11 protein-coding genes are annotated in these 21,621 nt (G+C 70.4%); 2 read left to right on the forward strand and 9 right to left on the reverse strand.

Annotation, left to right across the window (positions count from 1 at the left end; genetic code table 11):
• Nucleotide 1 precedes the first annotated feature (1 nt).
• The 6 genes from ACQBAU_RS15930 to ACQBAU_RS15955 all read right to left on the reverse strand — a co-directional run bounded on the left by ACQBAU_RS15930 (nt 2) and on the right by ACQBAU_RS15955 (nt 13,296).
• On the reverse strand, nt 2-2,365 hold the full coding sequence (locus ACQBAU_RS15930) for a SaeA-related protein (RefSeq protein ID WP_465255664.1): 2,364 nt from the start codon (nt 2,363-2,365) through the stop codon (nt 2-4).
• Nucleotides 2,366-2,392: 27 nt separating this feature from the next.
• Nucleotides 2,393-5,017, reverse strand: a complete 2,625-nt coding sequence (locus ACQBAU_RS15935) for a hypothetical protein (protein WP_465255663.1) — start codon at nt 5,015-5,017, stop codon at nt 2,393-2,395.
• Between the two features lie 2 nt (nt 5,018-5,019).
• Entirely contained in the window at nt 5,020-8,493 is a 3,474-nt protein-coding gene (locus ACQBAU_RS15940; RefSeq protein ID WP_465259375.1) for a tubulin-like doman-containing protein, read from the reverse strand.
• 220 nt (nt 8,494-8,713) lie between these two features.
• On the reverse strand, nt 8,714-12,226 hold the full coding sequence (locus tag ACQBAU_RS15945) for a vWA domain-containing protein (protein ID WP_465255662.1): 3,513 nt from the start codon (nt 12,224-12,226) through the stop codon (nt 8,714-8,716).
• A 17-nt stretch (nt 12,227-12,243) separates the two neighbouring features.
• Complete coding sequence (locus ACQBAU_RS15950; protein ID WP_434548082.1) at nt 12,244-12,795, reverse strand: hypothetical protein; 552 nt, start codon at nt 12,793-12,795, stop codon at nt 12,244-12,246.
• 120 nt (nt 12,796-12,915) lie between these two features.
• Complete coding sequence (locus tag ACQBAU_RS15955; RefSeq protein ID WP_465255661.1) at nt 12,916-13,296, reverse strand: nuclear transport factor 2 family protein; 381 nt, start codon at nt 13,294-13,296, stop codon at nt 12,916-12,918.
• Nucleotides 13,297-13,464: 168 nt separating this feature from the next.
• On the opposite strand from ACQBAU_RS15955, the gene ACQBAU_RS15960 reads away from it, so the two are divergent.
• A complete protein-coding gene (locus ACQBAU_RS15960) occupies nt 13,465-14,064 on the forward strand; it encodes a rhomboid family intramembrane serine protease (protein ID WP_465255660.1) in 600 nt (199 codons plus the stop codon).
• Nucleotides 14,065-14,094: 30 nt separating this feature from the next.
• Here ACQBAU_RS15960 and ACQBAU_RS15965 read toward each other — a convergent pair whose 3' ends face one another.
• The 3 genes from ACQBAU_RS15965 to ACQBAU_RS15975 all read right to left on the reverse strand — a co-directional run bounded on the left by ACQBAU_RS15965 (nt 14,095) and on the right by ACQBAU_RS15975 (nt 19,042).
• Nucleotides 14,095-15,057 carry a hypothetical protein gene (locus tag ACQBAU_RS15965; protein WP_465255659.1) on the reverse strand — a complete coding sequence of 321 codons (963 nt, stop codon included), beginning with the start codon at nt 15,055-15,057 and terminating at the stop codon, nt 14,095-14,097.
• Nucleotides 15,058-15,188: 131 nt separating this feature from the next.
• Nucleotides 15,189-16,934: a right-handed parallel beta-helix repeat-containing protein gene (locus tag ACQBAU_RS15970; RefSeq protein WP_465255658.1), complete on the reverse strand. Its 1,746-nt coding sequence runs from the start codon at nt 16,932-16,934 to the stop codon at nt 15,189-15,191.
• Nucleotides 16,935-17,098: 164 nt separating this feature from the next.
• Nucleotides 17,099-19,042, reverse strand: coding sequence for a penicillin-binding transpeptidase domain-containing protein (locus ACQBAU_RS15975; protein WP_465255657.1), 1,944 nt, complete (start codon nt 19,040-19,042; stop codon nt 17,099-17,101).
• Nucleotides 19,043-19,213: 171 nt separating this feature from the next.
• Here ACQBAU_RS15975 and ACQBAU_RS15980 point away from each other — a divergent pair, with 171 nt between their 5' ends.
• Nucleotides 19,214-21,556: an ExeM/NucH family extracellular endonuclease gene (locus tag ACQBAU_RS15980; RefSeq protein WP_465255656.1), complete on the forward strand. Its 2,343-nt coding sequence runs from the start codon at nt 19,214-19,216 to the stop codon at nt 21,554-21,556.
• Nucleotides 21,557-21,621: the final 65 nt, after the last annotated feature.

A 21,621-nucleotide genomic window follows, 5' to 3' on the forward strand; every position in this document is an offset into this window, starting at 1 on the left:
ATCAACCCCGCACGATCAGCGTGTTGATGTCGGGGTCCAGCAGCGCGATCGTCATCAGCCGCTCCGCCGGCAGGTCCAGGAACAGCCGGACGAAACCGGGCGCCCGTGGGGTCGCGTTCCACACCTGCTGGGACCACTCCGGGCTCAACCCGGACGGGACGAACCGGCGGACCGGCAGGGTCGCCGAGCCGTCGTCGAGCACCACGTCGACCGGTTCGCCGTCGTTGATCTCGAGCGGCAACCGGTCGGCGTTGTAGACCAACATGAACGGCGGCGCGTGCGGCAGCTTGATCTCCGAGGCGATCCGCAGGGTCAGCACGGGCAGGCCACGGTTGAGCAGTCCCTTGCGCTGCTCGATCATGTAGTTCAACCGCAGCAGGCCGTCGTACTGCACCGAGACCGGCGAACTCTCGATCCGCTCGCCGGCGCTGTAGGACACCCCGACCATGTGCACCGAGCAACCCGGCGTCGGCAACGGCTTGGCGAAGTGCATGCCGCCGAGCCGTTCGTACTCCCGGGCCGAGATGTCCATCCGCTGCGCGGTGTCGATCAGCTCCGAGGCAGGCTGGTCCTTCGCGCCGAGGAACACCGACACCTCCGCGGCACCACGCGGCCAGCCGAACTTCAGCACCTGGGTGTGGGTCCGCTCCACGATCACCGGGTCGCTGACGCTCATCGTGCGGACCGCCGGGATGGTCGCGCCGACCTGCACCTTGCCGTCCAGCACCGTGACGGCGGTGAAGTAGGTCCGCACCCAGCCGCGCGGCCACGGCACACTCCGCATCGCGGCCTGATCGCCCTCGTGCACGACGGGGTGGGCCAACTTCGACTCGTCGGCCAGGTTCATCTGTGGCAGCACCGACTCGGGCTGCACCTGGGCGGCCGCCCCGGCCCGGGGCCCGGTCTCGGTGCGGAAGATCAGCACCCGACCGGCCGGCGGGCTGGTCCAGGTCAGGTCGAACTGCGGGTCGTCGGGGTCGTCGTCGAGCTCGATCGCCAGGTCCGCGACCGGCTCCAGCACCGCCGAGACCAGCAGGTTCTTGGTGGTCGGCGCCGACAGCCGGATCAGTCCGTCGTGCTCGGCCTCGCAGAAGAACTGGTAGACGTACCGCTTGCCGCGTTGTGCCTCGTGGTCGACGAAACCGCCCAAGTTCGCGTCGTTGGCCAGGATCCGGTACGCCGGGTCGCCGAACCCGGACTGGGCCCGCTCGATCGGGATCCGGTACACCTGCACCCGCTTGATGCCGGGGAAGGTCGACCACTGGCCGATCACCCGCCCCTCGTCCTCGCGCAGGTCGAGGTCGGTGATCGGGGCGACCACCGGCAGCACGGCCTGCAGCACCGGCTGGTTCGCGTACGCCTCCTCCTGCGTCGCGCCGCTGTTGCGCCACACCTGCAGGTAGCGGATCGCCGCCCGGAACCGGCGGTCGTCGACACAGGAGGTCTGCTGGGTCAGTTCGACGAAGTCGGCGTTCTGCGGGTCGTACGGCGCGTAGTCGTCACCCGACACCACCCGGTACACCACGTACGCGGCCTCGCCGCCTTCCGCGTCGGCCGACGGGGCGTCCCAGCGCAACCGGATGCCGCCACCCGGCGCCGCGGCGGCCTGGATCCGACCGCCCTCGGCCGGCGGACCGGTGAAGTCGATCGGGGCGAACTTGGCCCATTCGAAGCCGAGCCGTTCCTGCCGGGCCTCCTCGGTCTCCTTCGGCGGCGGCACGTTGGCCTGGTGCCCGGTGGTGGCCGAGGCGGCACTGTGCGGGTACGCGGCCGAGGCGGCCGATGCCGGGTGCAGTGCCGAGGTCGCCGACCCGGGATGGCTGCCCGACGCTGCGGACTGCGGCGGCCCGGCCGACGCGGCCGAGTGTGGGGGCCAGGCCGACGTGGCCGAGTGCGGGGGCCGACCGGGCGGCGGTCCGCCGGGCCGTTGCTGTCCGGGCTGCCCCTGTGGCGGACGCTGCCCCACACCGGGCTGGCCCGGGTGGCCCTGCGGTCGTGGCTGTCCCGGATGGCCCGGCTGGGCGTAGTGCGTGCCCTGACCGTACGCGCCGGGTTGGCCGGGCTGCCCCGGCATCCCGCGCGGTGGGCCGCCCTGCCCGGGCGGCGGTCCGGCCGGTCGCGGCGGTGCCCCGTTGGAGGCCTGCGGGGCGGCGAGTGCCCGCGCCATCGGCTCGGCGAACGGCTTCAGCGACTCCGGGAGCACCTCGGCGATCGCCGGGGCCGTCCGACGGCCCGACCGCGCCACCATCGACAGATGGATGTCGCGCAGCGCCTGGATGCCGGGCCGGTTGGCCGCGGCCTCCGCGGACCGCCACGACTTCAGCCGCGCCAGCGCTCCCTCGGCGTCATCTCGACCGTCGTTCACGCGTACTGCCTCCTCCTCGATGCCCGATCAGAACGTCCACTGGGCGTCGTCGCTGCCCAACTTGGTCTCGGTACGGGTCTGCTCCGGGATCGCCTGCTCCAGGATCGCGAGCTCGTAGTCGGGGAACCCGTCACCCAACTGCACCAGCACCGTCAGCCGGGCCAGCCCGTCACCCGCGGTCCGCCGCCAGTTCTGACTGACCCGCGACCGGGACCCCATCCGGGCGTGCACCGCGAGCACCGCGGTGTCGAACGCCTGCGGGCCGAGCCGGTCGTCGGGCAGGTCGAGGTTGGCGAGGAAGTCGGCCATCTGCTGTGGCCCGGCCGACGGGTCGGCACCGCGCACGCTGGTGACCAGGGACCGCTTCAGTTCGGCCTGCTGGCCGTCGAAGGTCGACACCACGTACGTCCACACCTGGTCGCCGGCACCCGGCCCGGTGCCCTCCCGTTCCAGCACGTTCGCCCAGCGGGTCAGCAGCGAGTTCGGTCCCGGCGGCATGCCGAACAGGCGGTCCGGCCGCTCCGACACCTCGTAGCCCTCCGGCCCGATCCGGGCCCCGGCCTCACGCAGTGCCTGCTCCCACGGCATGGTGAGCCAGCCGATCCGGTACAGGTCGCGACGGATCGTGACGACCGCCCGCGACACCTGCTCGGGTTGCACCTCGGCGACCCCGAACCGGGCCGCCATCGGCAGCCCGTCGCTGATCGGCTCGAGGTCGGCGTCGGCCTGCGGCGGCTCGCCGAACGGGCGAGCCACCACGGCACCGGCGACCCGGCTCCACTCGAGGTAGTGCGAGTACAGCTCGGTCTGCCGTTTCAGGTCGTTGCTGGCGTGCCGCAGGTTCTCCCGGTTCACCTCGGCCTGGTTGGTCGCGATCTGTCGTCGGTGCAGCTCGCCGAACAGGGCTCGTTGCCCGGTGAAGAACAGGCCGCCGGTCAGCACCGCCCACACCGCGAAGATGCCCAACCCGATGTAGAGCGCGATGTCCCAGGCGATCCAGCCCTGGATCACCGCGACGACGTCGAACCCGACGAACACCAGGAACGCGATCAGCAGGATCCGCATGGTCAGCGCCAGCCGTTCCTGTTTGGCCTGGATCTCCCCACTCAGGTCCGGTACGGCAGCTGCGGCCTGGATGTTCTGCAGCAGGCCGCGGACCTCGCCGGCGGTGTGCTGGATCTGCGACACCAGCGTGTTGCCGACTTGGACCGGGTACGAGCGGGCGAACCGCTGCTGCCAGCCCTGGATCTCGGCGTCGACCCGGTCGGCCTCCACCGCCAGGTGCTGGTTCCGCGAGGCCTCACCGAGCCTGGTCCGCGTCATCGCCGTACCGAGGATGTCGGCGGGGTGCAGCCGGTCGGTGCCCAGTTGCTCGGCCAGCTGTGCCGGCAGCTGCAGGGTGTCCTGCGGGCCGGGCGCACAGTCGGACGGGTCACGCAGCACGGCCCGGTCGGGGCCGATCTGGATCGGCGGCAGCCCGTTGGCATGGTCACCGGCGTCGGCCAGGGTGAGCGCCCCGGCGACGTAGTCCTTCACCACCAGCGACAGGTCGTGCCGGGTCTCCTCCTGTGGCGCGCCACGGTTGAGCAGTTCCGACATCTCGCTCGACGCGAGCGCCAGGTCCTCCCAGCCGGCCGGGTTGCCGTCGGCCCGGACCCCGCCCACGACGACCTTGTACGACGAGGGCGCCGCCCCGAACACCAGCTCGTGGGTCACCTTCGCAGTGGCGGACGACACGGTGTGGACGACCGAGCTGTACCAGCGGTTCGGCGACATCTTGATCGAGTTCCACAAGAACCCGAGCATCATCGTGAACGCCTTGCCGCCACCAACCTCCTTGGCCACCTCGGCCTTCATGGTGGCGCGCGGACCACGAAGCACCGACCGGTGCTTGCTCCACAGCGCGTTGGCCATGTTGGAGGTCGCCAACTGCACGTCCTCGGCGTACAACGCCTGCGCCGACGACTGCCGCGGCACCGGCAACCCGTCCGCGGTCGACAGCACCCCGTTGCGTACGGCCTGCTCGACACCCTCGGCGCTGTAACCGCGGACGAACGAGCGAGCCAGTCGGACGGTACGGCCCGGTGGCGGGTTGGTGTCGTCTAGCGGCGCCTCGGGCACCTGCCGCCACAGGCCGGTCAGGCCGGCGACCCCGGCCGCGGCGTGGGCTCCGACGGCGAGCACGTCGCTGCTGCTGCTCAGCACCTGCCGCCCCAGGCCGGGGCCGCGACTGTCCTCGGGGCTGAGCAGAATGTTGTGCCAGCCCTCGCGGGCGACCTCGTGGCGGGTCGCGGCGTCCGGTCGGGCGATCAGCAACCGGACCAGCTCGACCCGCGCCTGGGCGTTGCCCAGCACCAACTGGGCGACCTGCGACTCGACCGCGGCCGACACCGGCTCCGCGTCGTCGACCAGCGGCACCAGCACACAGATCCGGACCCGGGCGTAGCGGCTGGACGACAGCACCTGCTGCAGCCCACTCCCGTACGACCTACCGTCGTGGACCCCCAGGCAGGGCACCAGGTTCGGTTGCACCGTCGCGGCGTCGACCCAGGCGAACGGGTTGCACAACCCGACCGCTGACCAGTCGGTCAGCGCGTCTCGGACCCCGTTCATCACCCCGGGCGGGGCCACCAGGACGGTCAGCGCAGTCACGCTCAGAACACCCCGCCGTCCGGCATCTCGATGGTGGTCGACTGCGGCGTCCCGCCCAGCGACTGCTTGGGCTGCTCGACCTGCTTGGCGCGCTCCTCGGCGGTGTCGACGATCTGCAACAACGACCGCATCACGTGCCAGATGTCGGGTGCGAGGTCCCGGAAGATCGGGGTCTGCGACGCCTGGTCGCGGGTGGTGATCTCGGAGAAGCTGCCACCACCGGGGGCACCGTCGCGACCGGCCGGCAGGAAGTGCACACCGGCCAGGTCCTTGATCACCGTCAGCCATTCGCGGGTCGCGGTGGCGCGCTCCTCGATGGTGGTCGCGGCCGCGATCGAGGGCACCCGTGACGGCTGGCCCGAGGCGGTCCGGCCACTGCGGAACCATTCGGTGAGGCGCCGTTCGGCCTCCTTGTCGAGGATGCCGGTCGACACCCCGAGCGGGTTCGAGTCGTACAGCTCCCGGAGCAGCACGTACGGCCGCAGCGAGCCCATCACCGGGGCCTCGTGGATCTGCGTCTGCGCCAACATCACCGACTCCAGCACCGCCGGCAGCCAGTCGTAGGTGGCCTTGAACGCCCCGGGCGGGGTGAGCAGTGGGTGCGGGAACGACGACCAGTTGCCGGCCTCACGGTCCCAGATCTCGACCGGCCGGTTGTACGGCGAGTCCGGCAGCCGGATCTCGCCCAGCACCTGGCCGAGGAACCAGCCGGCCACCATCGCCTGCCGCTCGGTGTCGCCCATCGGCAGGCTCGCATTCAGCGGGCGGGCACGGCGGTACGTCCAGAAGCCGGCCCGACCGGCCGGCGGGGTCGACCCCCACTGCACGCCGACCGGCTTCAGCACCGACTCGAACGCCAGCGGCGAGTAGAGCGGGTAGGAGCCGAACACGTCGACCCGCCGCGGGTCGCCCTGGTCGGACAGCGCCTTGTTGAGGTTGGTCATCGACGACGAGTCGATCAGCGGGTTGCCCTCGAGCACCTTGCGCAGGTCGGCGACGATCGGCAGGTCGGCGAACGGGATCTGGGAGAACTTGTAGCGGTACTCCACACCGCGACCGTGGAGGGTCTGCACGGCCTTGTCGTTCACCCCGATCAGCGGCTGCGCCAACGCCAGGGTCTGGGAGAACTTGCTCGCCAGGTCGGTGACGCGCTGCGCCTTCTCCGACTCGCGGGCGTCGACCCCCATCACGAAGTCACGCAGCGAGACCGAGGTGAACCGGTCGAACGACTCGCCGCGACGGCCGACGAACATCCGCGCCCGGGTGAGCAACTCGGCGGGTCGGACGTGGAAGTCGTAGCGCGACTGCGACGGCACGATCGAGTCGCCGGTCGACGGGTCGAACGCGAACGCGCGCGGCCGCCAGTCGCTGGTCCGCTCGACCAGCCCACCGGGGGCCTGTTCGCCGCCGGTGGTCTGCCACAACCCGGAGACCACCGAGCTGATCACGGCCTCCCTGGCACCGGCCAGGTTCTGCGGGCCGTCGGTGATCGCACGCTGCACGTCGGCGACGAACTGGTTCATGAACTGCCGCGAGGTGGTCAGCAGCACCTCGTTGTTGGCCTCGTCGAACCGGCTCGGCACCTGGGAGTCGGCGTCGGACGGCCACGCCCCGTACTGGTCGGTGGCGAGCCGGGCCAGACCGTCGTGGCGGACGTCGGAGGCGCGGGCGTTCTCCAGCAGTCGCTGGGTGTCCTTCAGCGAGTTGATCATGGTCGGCAGCACTTCCGACAGCAACCCCTGCAGCACCCGCGACACCAGCCCGGAGGCGTGGGCGTAGATCTGGGTGCGGGCGTGACCGCGGATGCCCGAGGTGATCATCTCGTGGATCTGGGCCCCGTTGGACACCACACCCTTCACCCCGGCCATGGTCTGCTGCACCTGTGGTGGCAGCGCGACGATGTCGGGCGGGGTGTGCTCGGCCAGCGACTCGGCCCCCGGGATCACGTACTCCCGCAGGTGCACCGACAGCCGGTCCAGCACGGCGGCGGCGTACGGCAGCCCGAGCCGGGTGACCGCTTCCCCGGTGACGCCCTCGATCCGTTCCAGCAGTTCGTCCTTCCAGCGGAAGGCCCACTCGTACGCGGCCGCGTTGCACGCCTCGGTGAGCGGGTGGCGGCGGGAGTTGAGCTGGTGCTGCAACATCACCATCCACTGCGAGGCCTGCTGGCCGTCGGGGTTGGGGATGTAGCCCGACACCTCGTTGTCGGTGACGAACCGGGCCGCCCCCTCGGCGGCCTGGCGCGGCAGCGCGGACGCGGTCATCCAGTTGCCCATGTCGGCGGTCGGGTTACCGCCACCACCGACCGGCAGCCCCATCTGGGACAGGATCGGACCGAACTGCGAGTCGAGCAGCACGTTCAGCTGTTCGAGGCTGGAGGCCGGGTTGCCCGGCTGCAGGTGGCCGTCGAGCAGCCGGTCGACCGACCCGCGGGCGAGCCGCTGGGCGGCATATTCGGCGTACCGGTCGCGGCCCATGCTGAGGGAGGCGAAGCCGAACGACCCCCACGGCAGCGGATCGGTGTTGGCGCCCCAGCCGAAGTACTTCGGGTCGGGCGAGACCGAACCGGTGTTGCCGAGGTCGAACTGTTGGAACTGGGCGGTCGCGACCGGCGAGACCATCATCCCGGCCAGCCCGCGGGCCAGGCCGCGGTAGATGGCCTCGGGCCGACCGGTGCCGAAGGTGGTGCGCTGGGCCCCGATGGTGCGACCGACCGGGAACACGCGGGCAAACGGCACCTCGGCACCGGCCCCGTCGCGGTGACCGAGGGCCGACAGCACCTGGACGTCATGGGCGCGGGCGGCACCGGACTGGCTGGCGACGATCTCGCCGAGCATCGCCAGCGCGTTGGCGCGGACACCGGTGCGGGCGGACTCCGGCAGCGAGTCGAAGATGTCGGAGCTGACCATGAACACCGCCATCATCCGCGGGTCGACCCCGGCCAGGCTCATCAGCCGGCACACGTCGAGGGCCATCGAGGCGCCGGCGCCGCCCGCCATCGACGACACGACCAGCACGATCGGCGGTTCGTTCGGCTCGAACCGGCCGCCGGCGGCCTGGGCGAGCTGGGTCATCTCGGTGGTGGTCTCGACGCGGAACAGGTCGTCGTACGCGGCCTGGATGGTCTGGCGGACGTCACCGGCGCGGACCAGCGTGATCGCCCGACCGACCGCCCGGTACTGCCCGGCGCCGACCGAGATCGGGGTCGGCACCGACTGCGGGGCGCGGGGGGCCCAGGTGGCGAGCGTCTCGAGTGCGCGGGCGCCGATCAGCTTCTGCGACAGCGCGTGGTCGAGGTCGCCGTAGCTGCCCGACTGCGGGCCGAGGCCGAGGTAGCGGCCACCCTGCACCTGGACGTTGCCCAGACCGTCGGGACCGGCCTCCTCGCCGGAGGGCACGTCCAGGTGGACGAACTGCCAGCCCTTGGGGATCGACTTGCCCCAGATCGCCAGGTCGGAGGTGAGCTGATCCATCATGTAGGCCAGGGTCGCCCCGCCGGAGCCACCACAGCCCACTACGAGAAATCGCCTCACTGATTCGTCTCCCTTGTTCCTTGCGTCCTTGGTTCGTGGCCGTGCGTGTCGTACGGATCCGGGCCGGTGAGCGGACCGGGGCCTCGGTCAGCCGGAGCTCGACGAAGTTCCCATTCTCGGGGCGCCGCGGGTCACGTGGCACCCACAGCTCGACGTCGATCGATCACCGGCCACCACCCGAATTGTCTCCCGTGTCGAACGGGTTGGTGATCTGGGTCCCCGGTGGTGGCGCCGACGGGCGGAACTGGCCCGGTCCGGGCTGCTCCGGCTGCTCGGCCGGCGGTGCGCCGTCCGACGGGCGGGATGCGCCCCAGTTCGGGGATTCCTGCGGCTGCGGCTGTGGCTCGCCACCCCACCCCTGCTGCGGCTGCTGGGGCTGTTGCTGCTCGCCGCCCCACTGCTGCTGCGGCTGCTGCGGTTGCTGCTCGCCACCCCACGACTGCTCCTGTGGTTGCTGCGGTCCGCCCCATCCCTGCTGAGGCTGTTGGTCAGTCCACTGCTGCGGTGGCGGCTGCTCGCCCTGCGGCTGCCCACCCCACTGCTGCTGCGGCGGGTGCTGCTGCTCAGCCTGTGGCTGGCCACCCCACTGCGGCTGCGGCGGTTCCTGCTGCGGCGCCGGCTGCTGGCCACCCCACTGCTGCTGCGGTACCTGCTGCGGCGGCGGCTGCTGATCACCGGACGGCGGCTGTCCACCCCACTGGGGTTCCTGCTGCTGGGGCTGCTGGGCTTCAGCCTGGTGCGGCGCGCCACCCCATGGCTGCGGCGGCTGCTCGCCTCCGCCCGGAGGCGGATCGAACGGGTTCGCCGACGGCGCGGACGCCGCGGTGCCGGCAGCGGACGCGGCTGATCCAGCGGACGCACCCGACGGCGCACCGCCGAACTGTGGGCCACCGTGCGGTGCCGGCCCTTGCCCCCCCGGCCCACCCTGCGGCCCCGGTCCCGGCATGCCAGGACCACCGAACGGCGCCTGCCCACCCTGCGGACCGGGACCACCGAACGGATTCGGCTGCCCACCGGGACCAAGATCAGGACCGAACGCGAACGGCTGTGGTCCGGGCGCGCCGCCCTGGTCGGGACCTCCACCACCGAAGGGAGCACCGGGCCCGGCGTCGCCGCCGGCCGGCACCCCGGCGGTGGACCGGATCGCCGGCAGCACGTCGGGCACCCGGCTGTTGATGTCGTCCACCAACTTCTCCCGGGTGCTGGTCTGGGCGTCGGCCCCGACCAGCAGCAACAAGGTCGCCGCCTCCGGCGGACCCTGCGGATCGTGCAGCAGCACCCAGTGGTTGTGCACGTTGAGCGGCAATCGGGCCGCCAGGTCCTTGCCGTGCGGGCGGGTGTCGCTGGACGACGCGCCGATCCGGCCGGGAGTCTGCACCTCCACGTACCCCTGCCCGAACGGCGAACCGCCCATCTTGGCCTGCAGGGTCGCCGAGGACGCCTGAGCCGTACGCGAACCGTTGTTGGCCAAGGGCACCATCCCGCTGGACAGGTCCCGCTCCCGCAGTGCGAACGGCTGCCCGTCGCGCAGCACCTGTCCGGCCTCGACCGTCACCGGGTACTCCTCGGCGAGCAGGGCGCGGCCGGGGATCTTCGCCGTCAGGTACTTCATCAGGTACAGCAGGCCGAGCGGGATGCCCGGGCCGAGGATGGCGGCGACGATCAGGGTGAGGGTGAAGTTGACCGGGTTGAGCGGCTTCTCGAAGCTGGCGGTGCTCTGCACGGTCGCGTCGCGGACCTTCGACGGGTCGTCCTTCGGCGCGATCTTGATCGTGAACTCGGCGTTCAGCGTGCCGTTGTCCATCCCGGTGGTGGTCAGCGCCAACGGCAGGTTCGCCTGCTGGCCCTCCTCGACCTGCAGGCAGTTCTCGGCGGAGTTGTGGGTCGAGCTGATCGACACCTCGCCGATGTCCTCGGGACCGGCCAGCACGTTCGGGTTGCCGTTGCCCTCGACCCAGACACATCCCGGCCCGTTCACGGCAAGTTCACCCGGGGCGTTCTCGGCCCGGCCCTCGAAGGTGCCGAAGTTGACCTGGTTGCCCAGTGTCGGGAACCCGGCGGGCGGCTGGATGTCGAGCGGGATCCGTACGGTCTGCGGCTCCAGTGCAGTGCCCTTGACCACTTCCCCCTTGGCGTTCTTGGCGTCAGCGGTGGTGATCGCGAGTCGCAACGACAGCGTCGCCTGACCCGGCGGGACGTCGGTCAGGTCCAGGGTGAGCGGGGCCGCGATGGCGTTCTTGTCGAGTCCCGTGCCGAGCTGGACCTCCTGACCGTCGGGGGTCTCCAAGGTGGCGTCCAGCGCGACCGTGCCGAGCAGTCCGGCCGGGTCGATGGTGCCGCCGGTGGCGTTCACCAGGCCGAGCTGGACCTCGGTGGTGTCGCCGGCCCGAAGCACGGAGTTCTCGGCTTCCGGCCAGGTCGGGTAGACGTCACCGGAGATCGAGATCGAGGTGCGCGACTTACCGTCCGGCGACTCGCCGGTCGGGTCGACGAACACCACCGACCACGGACCGGACCAGCCCTGGGCCTTCTCCGTCGTCGCGGCCAGGTCGATCACGACCGTCTTGTCCGACTGCCACGAGTAGTTGATCTTGACCTGCTGGTCGTCGATCGTGGACGTTTCGCCGACCGCCTTCTTCTCGAGCTTGACCTCCTTGTCGGCCGGGGTCACCAGGTAGACCTCGGAGCCCTCGACGTCGGAGCTGCCGAGCACGTGCACCGACTGCACGGAGTCGTCGAGGACGAAGGTGTGGCGCTGCTCGGGACACGGCTTGCCCTGACAGACTCCGGACTGCTGGGTCTTGCGCTGCTGGGACGGGTTGGAGAACTTGTCGAACTCGAACAGCAGCTCGTCGATGTTGCTGGCCTCGGTGAAGCTGCCCGGCGGCTCGGTGATCCTGCCGCAGTGCTTGCCACCCTGGTCGCCGCCGAGCGCGATCGCCCGCATCAGCGTGTAGTCGGGTTGCTCCTCGCCCCGCAGCCCGACGCCGAAGATCGTCACCCCGGACGACCGCAGCTGGTCGGTCAGGCCACCGTCACGGCAGATCTGCCGCTCGGACTCGGCCTCGGCCTGTCGGGCGGCTTCCTCGCTGTCCAGCTTCAGGTCGGGCAGGTACGGCTTCGTCTCGCCGTAGTTGCGGCGTTCCTCGTCGGTCTCCCGGAAGTCGACGTCCAGCGAGCCGTCGGTGATCCAGACGACCGCCTGACAGCGATTGCCGTCCGGGTTGTGCGCGGCGAGGGTCCGTCGTGCACCCTCCATCGCCCACCAGTAGTCGGTCTCGAAACCCTTGGGACGGGTGGTGAAGCTCTCCACCGTGGCGAGCGTGCGGTCCAGGCCCGGCTTGTCGAGCTTGGTCCACGGCTGCGCCTCGACGTACTTGTCGGAGAACCCGGCGACACTGACGTCGAGCACGACCTCGGTACGCGTCGCGAACGAGTTGAGCTGGGTCAACAGGTACTTCGCCGCCGCGACCCGGGCGTTCTCGGGGTCGTTCTGGTCCAGGCTGCGCGACTCGTCGATGATGATCAACAGGTCGCCGGCCTTGCGCGACACCATGCAGCCGCCGTACGCGTCGACCGCTCCTTCGCCGGCGGCCTGCGCCTTCGGCGTCAGCCCCGACAGGCCCAGCGACACGATCAGGCCGAGCAACATCAACCCGGCCATGACCCGACTCATCGGGCCCTTCGCGGTCTTCACAGGCGTCCCACCCATTCTGCGATCTTCCAGGCTGCCGCCATCGTGCCGATGAAGCAGAGGACCAGTGCCACCCAGTACGCCGGCTTGACCCAGCCCTGGGCGGCGTACACCGCACCCGAGCGGGCCTTCAGGTCGGTGGTGGTGAACAACGCCAGCACACCGATCGCGACGGGGCCGGCCAGCACCCAGGCCACGATCGCGACGGGCGGCAGGCCACCCAGCACCAGCGCGAGCACGATGCCGATGACGGCCAACCCGGCCGCGACCGCGAGCCAGTGGATCGGTGGGGCGGAGGTGACCAACTGCTGTGGCGGTTCGGCCTCCGTACCGAACATGGTGACCGGGCTGGGGGCACCCGGGACGTTGCCGCCGAACACGCCGCCGGAGTCGGGCTGGCCGCCGAAGGGGGGTTGCTGCGGCCCCCCGGCACCCTGCTGGGCGGGCGCGAACGGCGCCTGTGGGGGTGCCTGCTGGCCACCGTGGGCGCCGCCGTTGCCTTGGGCAGTGGTCTCGCTGTACTCACTGAAGTCCCAAGGGTTCTGCGTCATGACCAACTCCCGTGGGTGCCTGGACGATTTTGGGCGATCGGCGCAAGTATAGGGTCGCCACCGGCCGCTTCACGGTTCGGTGATCAAGGGCTGCCCATGGGGGCAGGGGTTGTTTCGGGGTCAGCCCGGATGCACCTGCGGGCCAGCGTGTCCCGCCAAGCACTGCCACCGGTCGGCGACCCGGACGAAGGTCTGGGTGAGGTGCAGCCGCAACGTCTGCTCGACCCCGTCGATGGTCACGTCGTCGCTGACGTCGGCCACCAGTACTGCCGTGTCGCCCACCACCGAGACCTCCGCGGCGTTGATCCGTTGGCCACGCCACACCAGGCTTCCACCGGCGGTGTTGGTGGCGACGTAGGTGTCGCGGTCCATCACCACACCCCGGGAGCTGGTCCACCGCAACTGTGGATGCATCATCTCGCGCAGCGCGTCGGCGTCGCGGGTGGCCAGCGCGGTGGCCCGGCGGTCGGCCAGGGCGAGGATCTGATCACGGTCGGTCATGGGCACAGACTCCCACGCCGCCGCAGCCGGCCGGCGCGGTGGCCGTACGGCCTGCTGGCTCCGACCCCGGAGCCCGCGGGAAGTGACCCGGTGTGCCCACGGAAAGTGACCCGGTGTGCCCACGGGAAGTGACCCGGTGTGATTGCGTCGGCTGGCTACCGTGGGGGCATGTCCGTCGTCACGCCCGAGCTGCGCCGCGCCACCCTGGTGCGGAGTCTGCCGCCGGTCGTCCTGGTCGTGCTGATGTGGTTGTCGGAGATCGTCGACACCGTCCTCGGTGGGGCACTCGACCAGTACGGGATCCAGCCGCGTGAGCTGGACGGACTGCCCGGCATCCTCGCCGCGCCGCTGCTGCACGCCGGGTTCGAGCACCTGGTCGCCAACACCGCTACGTTCATCGTGCTCGGCCTGCTGGTGGCCTGGTTGACCCGACATTTCTGGGTTGTCACGATCGGGGTCGCCGTGCTCGGCGGGGCCGCGGTGTGGCTGGTCGGAGCGCCCAACACCGTGCACGTCGGAGCGAGTGGCCTGGTGTACGGCTACACCGCCTTCCTGGTGGTGTACGGCTTCGTCGCCCGGAGGATCACCGCCGTGGTGATCGCGGTGGTCGTCTTCCTGGTCTACGGCAGCATCGTGTGGGGTGTCCTGCCCACCCAGACCGACGTCTCGTGGGAAGGCCACCTGTTCGGCGCCGTCGCCGGTGTCGTACTGGCGGTGCTGCTCGGTCGCCGTGACCGGCGCCGTCCCCGTACGGCCCTCGACGCCTGAGCTCGTTTCGCCGGATCACCACGCTGCAGGTCAGACCGGACACCCGGGGCCACAGGGCCGCGCGCCGCCCCGCCAGCCGGCGTCGTACAGGATCTGCGCCAACTTTCCCGCGGTGTAGCAGGCCCGCTCGGTGCACTGCCGCCAGCCCAGGCGGATCGTGACCCGGCCATCAAGTCGGGCGTCGAGGTCCCGCTCCAGATCGCGTTCACGCTGGCCGGAGGTCCCATGGAAGAGGCGGCCGTCCAGTTCCACGATCACGGACTGGTCCTCGTACACGACATCCCGAAACACCCGGTAGGTCGCGTCCTGCACCTGTCGACGGCCCGTCGGTAGCCGGTGCGGGCGCTCCACGCGGGTCAGGTAGGCATGCTCGAGCACCGAGCACGTCCCTTGGTCGACGTCGGTCAGCACGGAGGCCAACCAGCCTCGTCGTCGGATCCGGGCTCGGCCGTCGAGCGCGGCCAGGAGCCGCGCCGGTGTGGTCCAGCGTGCCTGGCAGACGTCGGCCAGGATGGCGACCGCAGCATGATCAGTGGCTGCCGCGCTCGCCACGTCGAGGGTCGCCTCGGTGACCCGGACCCGCGGCGGCCAGGCCGTCGCAGCCACATCCTGCTCGAAGCGAACCGAACGGAGCACTCGGTATCCGTCGATCGGTGCCCGCTTGTTGGCGAGCGGCACCACGAGGTCGATCCGCTCGAGGGCACCCGCCGGGCCGAGTGGTCCGCGCTGCCTCCTGGCGTCGGCGTAGGCACGGAGTGCTGACCAGCCTCCGAGTGCCGCGGGTGAGCAATGCAGCACACCGGCCCAGGCGCGCTGCAGCCAGGAGGCCGGGCCGGTGTGGTCGACGTAGACCCCCGGGAGGATGCGAGCCCAGACGCGGTTACGTACGAGGCGGGCCAGGTCGTGCGGCCGCAGCCCCAGGTCGAGCGCCTGCCGTCGGGAGATCACTCCGTGCTGTTGGCCCAGTCGCCCCTCGATCGCCTCCCACCCCATGGCGTCGAGCTTCGCGGGAGTGGCCCGGAGTCCGCCACCAACCCTGTGGACAACTCCCCAGCCCAACAACGTGGCCGATCCGATTCACCAGGTGGATCGGATCGACCACGTTGACGGTCGCCGTGGGTCTCTCAGTCGCGCACGTCGATGTCCTCGGTGGAGTTCTCGTCGACCTCGACACGACCGGCCACGCGCTGATAGCGGTTGTTGTGCACCTGCACGTCGCGGGCGTTGCGGAGGTAGACACCGGTCTGGAACGGCCTTGTGTCCAGGTCGAGGAACGAGTTGCCCTGGATCGTGATGCCGCTGTTGTAGGCCTGGTTGCTGAAGGCACCGTTGTTGGCCAGTGTCAGGATCGCGGCCGTCCGAGGGTGTCTGGTGTACTTCTTCACCCACCCGGAGCCCTCGAACCGGTTGCCGCGGATCGTGACGTCCCGCGCGAACGACCCGGTGCCGGCGCTCGTCGTGCCGAGCCCGATGTCGTGATACGCGTTGTTGGCGAATCTGCAGCCGTTCACGCTCAGGTTGCGGTTCATGAAGACCAGGGCCGTGCCGATGTTGTCCTCGATGGTGGTGCCGCTCAGCCGCGCTGAACTCCACTCGTGGCCGCTGCTGCTCAGCAAGGTGCCGACCCCCGCTGCGGCGGGGAGATCCGAGTCGAGCCGGACGCGGAACGCGGTGCCTGCCTCGTCCACCGGCTCCGCGGCAACGACGTCGGCGTGGCCCGGCAGTGCCCCGGCCCAGAAGGTCAAGGTGTCTCCTGCCGTGAACGGCAGCTGACGCGATCCCGCGCTGACCGGTGCCACCAGGATGGACCGGCCGTCGCCGGTGTCACTCACGCGCAGGAAGGAGCTCCGCGACACGAGCGGATCCCACCGCACTCCCTTGATGTAGCAGTCGGTGACGCTCAACGTGCCCGTGCTGTTGGAGAGGTGGAGCGCATCACGGGGACCGACAGCGAGGTCGCCGACCGGCTCGACGACCACGCGGGTGAGGGTGACGTTGTGCCCGTAGCCGGCGAGCATCCCCATCCCGACCGCGTTGTGGATGTGCAGGTTCTCGATGACGAGGTCGCGGCAGCCGAGGGCGAAGATGTTGTACGAGCCACCCACCACGTTGAAGTGCCATGACACGCCGTCACCCGGCGCGACGCGGTCCGAGAAGCCGTGACCGGTGATGCGGTACCGGCGTCCACCTCCACCCGGCACGCTCTGCCAGAGGTTGTCGAACTGGGCGGGGTTGGTGCCGATCGTCAGCGGGGCGACGCGATTCAGCCGACCGGTCTCGAGGTTCCAGCTGTTCGCCGAGTAGCACCGCATGCCGTCGAACTGGGTGGACCCCTCGAACACGTCGACCTCGACCACGTCGGAGCTGGGGTCGACGGCGACCACCTCCCCCGACGACGTCGCTCGCGGCGAATAGTCGAGGGTGAGGTTCTGCAGCGTCAGCGCGTGGCAGTCGGTCAGGGTGAACTGGGTGGCGGGTGCGATGTCGTTGGCCAGCGGCAGCCCGCCGACCAGCCTCGTGGCCGGGCGTCCATCCGCGGCGACGCTGCCGACGAGGGCAAGTCCCACCGCACCGTCGATGGGCAGGCTGGCGCCCCCGTCGGGATCCGGAGTCAGGTGGTAGGTGCCCGGGTCGAAGTGCACCGTGGTCGGGCGGGAACGGGCCATCGCCGCGGCGATCGCTGCCCTGATGGCCGCGGTGTCGTCGACGCCGTCATCGGGCATCGCACCGAAATCGCGGACGTGGATGGCATCGGAGTCCGCTGAGGCGGTGCCCGCAATCCAGCTCGTGCTGGCTGCGCCGAGCCCGGCCCCGGTCAGTGCCAGGAAGTGCCGGCGGCGGATGGTTCGATCGGATCGTTGGTCCATCATTCACACTCCGTCGTGTCATGCTGCATGGGGGATCCATGATGTGCGTGCTCCATGCAAGCACGAACCGCCTGTCTCGAGCAAGGCCCCGGGCCAGCCTGATGCCCCGACAACGTGGTCGATCCGATTCACCAGGTGGATCAGATCGACCACGTTGTTGGCCCAGGTCAGCCGAGGAAGGCGCTGATCAACGGTCCGGCGGTGCCACTGCCCGACTCACCGTCGTGGACCATCACCGCGATCGCCAGGTCACGGCCGTACGCGATCATCCACGCGTGGGTCGCCGGCGGGCTGGCCGTACCGTACTCGGCGGTGCCGGTCTTGGCGCCCACCACCTTGCCGCGCAGCGACCGACCGCTGCCCTCATTGACCACCGCGGTCATCATGCTGGCGAGCTGGTCGGCCTCACCCGGGGTGAGCGGCTTGCCGGGCTGCTTGGGGCGGTTGTCACTGATCAGGTACGGCACGGTGGTACGGCCGGCCGCAACCGAGGCGGCCACCCCGGCCATCGCCATCGGGGAGGCCTGCACGGTCCCCTGCCCGAAGCTGGCCTCGGCCAACCCGACGACGTTCTCCGGGTCCGGCACCAGCCCGTAGAAGGCGGGGAACCCGGCGTCATGATCATGACCCATGCCCAGGCTGACCGCGGCCTCGCGCAGCGCCGGCCCGCTGAGCCGGTCACGTTCGTTGACGAAGGCAGTGTTGCACGAGAGCGCGATCGCGTCCCGGAGTCGCATGGTGCCGACCCGGCTCGGCGGGAAGTCGTCGTAGTTCTTGATCACCCGGCCGTCGACGACGGTGGTCTGCGGACACTGCACCGGCGAGTTGGGGGTGAGCCCGGCGCGCAGCAACGCCAACGCGGTGACGATCTTGAACGTGGAGCCGGGGGCGTACCGACCGAAGTTGGCGAGCGGCTGGTTCTGCGCGTTGCCGCTAACCGACAGCACCAGCACTTCGCCGGTCGACGGCTGCACCACCGCCATCGCGGCGGGTGGGCCCACCGGCCCCATGATCTTGTCGGCGCGGGCCTGCAGGTCGAGGTCGAGGGTGATCATCAGGTCGGTGCCCCGGACCGGGTCGGTGGCGAACAGCTCCACCGGCTCGATCGGGGTCGGGGTTGCCGCCGGGGAGGCAGGCGTGGGGGAGGCAGGCGAGGGAGCGGCCGAGCCCGCAGCGGGCGACGAGGTCGCCGGCGCGGGCGGGCGTGACACGATCCGGACGAGGCTGCCCGGCGTCCCCCGCAACTGGTCGTCGTAGCGCTGTTGCAGTCCGCTCAGCCCGACCGTGTCGCCGGCGACGACCTTGCCCTCCGAGGAGTCGATGACCTCCTTGGTGGCCTTGCCTGCCGTGCCGAGCACGCTTGCGGCCAGCCCCTTCTCGACCGCGAGCACCTGCTCGTCGTCGACGGCCAGGGCGCCCGGGATGTCACCGAAGGTGGGTGGCAGGCCGCTGCGCGGTGTCCGTACGGTCAGCGCCTCGACGAAGGCGCGTTCCCCGGCAGCGGTGACCCGGTCGATGAAGCCGTCGGCGTCGACGTCCAGCAGGTCGGCGAGTTGGCGTGCCGACGTCTCGGCCTGCTGCGGGGTGACCCGGGTCTTGTCGATGCCGAGCCGGAGCACCGGCATGGTCGACATCAACACCTCGCTGTTGCGGCCGACGACGTTGCCCCGCGGGGCCTGGGTCCGGGTGTGCACGAGCCGGGTGTCGGCCGACAACTGTGGATGGACCACGGTCGGCCCCCACTGCAGCAGCCAGCGGTTGTCGCGGAGCACGAAGGGTGCCTCGAGGTCGTAGGTCCACTCGCCGCCGGGCAGTGCCCAGCCGAATCCGAACCGGACGAACCCCATTCCCTGGTCGAACCGCACCTCACCGGCGGTCACCGTCGGCAGCACCTCGTCCATGCCACGGCGGATCTCGTCGTAGTCGGCCTGGGCGACCTGCGGATCGGTGATCGGCGCGGCCGCCAGCTCACCCGAGGTCAGGGCCGCCGCAACCTCCGCGGCGACCTCGTCGAGTGGTCGGTCGGGGTCGTCGGGACCGGGCGTCCCTCCGGTGCACGCCGACAGCAGGACCACCAGCACGAGGCCGACGATCCACGGCAGCGACTTCATGGTCCAAGGGTGGGCGATGCCGTCGGGATTGTCCAAAGGGCGAGCCATCGGCACGACAACCAGAGTTCACCCGAAGTCCATCCGTACGGGGCATCGCTGCCCCTCCCGCTCTCGTAGCGTGCCGCAGAACCTTGTTTCCACACAGATCCCCGGGGAGCCGAGATGGGCCAGATGAGAAGGTACGTCGCCGCCATGGTGACGGTTGCGATGACGGCGGTGATCATCGCCGCGGTGGGCAGCACGTCCGCCAGGGCAGCGACGTCCGCCCTGTTGATCAGTGAGTACGTGGAGGGCTCCTCGACCAACAAGGCCGTGGAGATCTACAACCCGTCCGAGGCCGCGGTCGACCTGGCCGGGTACTCGCTGCAGGTCTACTTCAACGGCTCCAGCAGTGCCGGCACCACGATCCAGCTGACCGGATCCGTCGCCGCCAAGGGCACTCACGTGGTGGCCGACGACCTGCTGGCCGAGTACGCCCAACAGACCACCGGGGCGAGCCTGTGGAACGGTGACGACACCATCCTGCTGAGCCAGGGCTCGGTGGTCGTCGACTCGTTCGGCCAGCTCGGGGTGGACCCGGGTTCGTCGTGGGGCAACGGCGCCACGGCCAACCACACGCTGCGGCGGCTGCCGTCGGTCTGCACCGGCGACACCAACCCGAACGACGCGTTCGACCCGACCGCACAGTGGGAGGTGCTGCCGCAGGACACCTTCGACGGTCTCGGTGAGCACACCACCGAGTGCTCGGGCACCCCGAGCCCGACGCCGACCTCGTCGCCGACCGGTTCCCCGACCACGTCGCCGTCCACCCCGGTCGAGATGACCTGTGGGGCGGACGCCACCGCCATCGGCGCCATCCAGGGCGAGGGGGCCGCCAGCCCGATGGTCCAGCAGACCGTCGTCACCGAGGGCGTCGTCGTCGGCGACTTCCAGGTGGGCGGATTCAACGGCTACTACGTGCAGGACGCCGGTGACGACAACCCGGCCACCTCGGACGGCATCTTCGTGTTCGCCCAAGGTGGTGCGGAGGTCGCGGCCGGTGACGTGCTGCGGATCCGCGGGGAGGTCTCGGAGTACTACGGCATGACCGAGCTGACGGTCGAGGAGTTGGTGGCCTGTGGCACCGCCGAACTGCCGGCCGCCACCCCGATCACGCTGCCGATGAGCGAGACCGAGCGTGAGTCGCTCGAGGGCATGCGGGTGACGATGACGCAGACCATGCACATCCTCGAGTACTACAACTACGGCCGGTACGGCGAGATCGCCATCGGCACGTCCCGGCAGCACCAGCCGACCGCGGTCGCCGATCCCGGCTCCCCGGAGGCGCTGGCCGTGGCGGCCGCGAACGCCGCCAACCGGATCACCCTGGACGACGGCCGGAGCTGGCAGAACCCCGACCCCGCCCTGCACCCCGGTGGTGGCGAGTTCGGGCTGACCAACTTCTTCCGCGGCGGTGACACGCTGAACGGCGTGACCGGCGTCCTCGACTACCGGTTCGACCTGTGGCGGATCCAGCCGACACAGCCGGCCGAGCACACCCCGGCCAATGAGCGGCCGGCCGTGCCGCAGGTCGGCGGCGACGTGCAGGTCGCCTCGTTCAACGTGCTCAACTACTTCACCACCCTCGGCAGCCGTGGCGCCGACACCCCGGAGGAGTTGGAGCGCCAGCAGGCCAAGATCGTCGCCGCCATCAACGAGATGGACGCCGACATCGTCGGCCTGCTCGAGATCGAGAACAACGACGACGTCGCACTGAACACCTTGGTGGCGGCGCTGAACGAGGCGGCCGGCAGCACGAAGTGGACCGCGTTGGAGACCGGCAAGCTCGGCACCGACGAGATCACCACCGCGTTCATCTACCAGCGGTCGTCGGTGCACCCGGTGGGCAAGTTCGCCGTGCTCGACGGCACGGTCGACGAGCGGTTCAACACCATGAAGAACCGGCCGGCGTTGGCGCACACCTTCGGGGTGCGCGGCACCGGCTCGCGAGTGACGGTGGCGGTCAACCACCTGAAGTCGAAGGGTTCGGACTGCAACGACGTCGGTGACCCGGAGGACCCCAACGGTCAGGGCAACTGCAACGGCACCCGTACGGTGGCCGCCGAGGCACTGGCCGACTGGCTCGAGGGCAACCCGACCAGGACCGGCAGCGGCCGGAACCTGATCATCGGTGACCTGAACGCCTACGACCACGAGGATCCGATCACGGCGCTGACCAAGACCGGCTACACCGACCTGATCAAGAAGTTCCAGGGCGCCGAGGCGTACTCGTACGTGTTCGACGGCCAGCTCGGCTACCTCGACCACGGGCTGGCGAACGCCGCCCTGGCCAATGAGGTCACCGGTGCGGCGGTCTGGCACATCAACGCCGACGAGACGAGCCTGCTCGACTACGACATGACCTTCAAGGCCGACGCCCAGGACGCGATCTTCGCGCCCAACGCGTTCCGCTCGAGTGATCATGACGCCGTACTGATCGGGCTGTCGATGAACCCGGGCCGGGCACGCCGCTGACGCGACCCACGCCCGTCGAGACGACATCGCCCCCGCTGCCCTCGTGGCGGCGGGGGCGTTGTCAT

The sequence above is a fragment of the Carbonicoccus niuqiaonis genome, from assembly GCF_050157065.1.
Lineage (GTDB): Bacteria > Actinomycetota > Actinomycetes > Propionibacteriales > Propionibacteriaceae > Avipropionibacterium.

Coding starts and splice junctions, on each gene's coding strand:
- ACQBAU_RS15980 (WP_465255656.1), top strand. CDS start 19,214: ATGAGAAGGTACGTCGCCGCCATGGTGACGGTTGCGATGACGGCGGTG.
- ACQBAU_RS15960 (WP_465255660.1), top strand. CDS start 13,465: ATGTCCGTCGTCACGCCCGAGCTGCGCCGCGCCACCCTGGTGCGGAGT.
- ACQBAU_RS15965 (WP_465255659.1), bottom strand. CDS start 15,057: ATGGGGTGGGAGGCGATCGAGGGGCGACTGGGCCAACAGCACGGAGTG.
- ACQBAU_RS15975 (WP_465255657.1), bottom strand. CDS start 19,042: ATGAAGTCGCTGCCGTGGATCGTCGGCCTCGTGCTGGTGGTCCTGCTG.
- ACQBAU_RS15950 (WP_434548082.1), bottom strand. CDS start 12,795: ATGACGCAGAACCCTTGGGACTTCAGTGAGTACAGCGAGACCACTGCC.
- ACQBAU_RS15955 (WP_465255661.1), bottom strand. CDS start 13,296: ATGACCGACCGTGATCAGATCCTCGCCCTGGCCGACCGCCGGGCCACC.
- ACQBAU_RS15940 (WP_465259375.1), bottom strand. CDS start 8,493: ATGATGGATCAGCTCACCTCCGACCTGGCGATCTGGGGCAAGTCGATC.
- ACQBAU_RS15945 (WP_465255662.1), bottom strand. CDS start 12,226: ATGAGTCGGGTCATGGCCGGGTTGATGTTGCTCGGCCTGATCGTGTCG.
- ACQBAU_RS15970 (WP_465255658.1), bottom strand. CDS start 16,934: ATGATGGACCAACGATCCGATCGAACCATCCGCCGCCGGCACTTCCTG.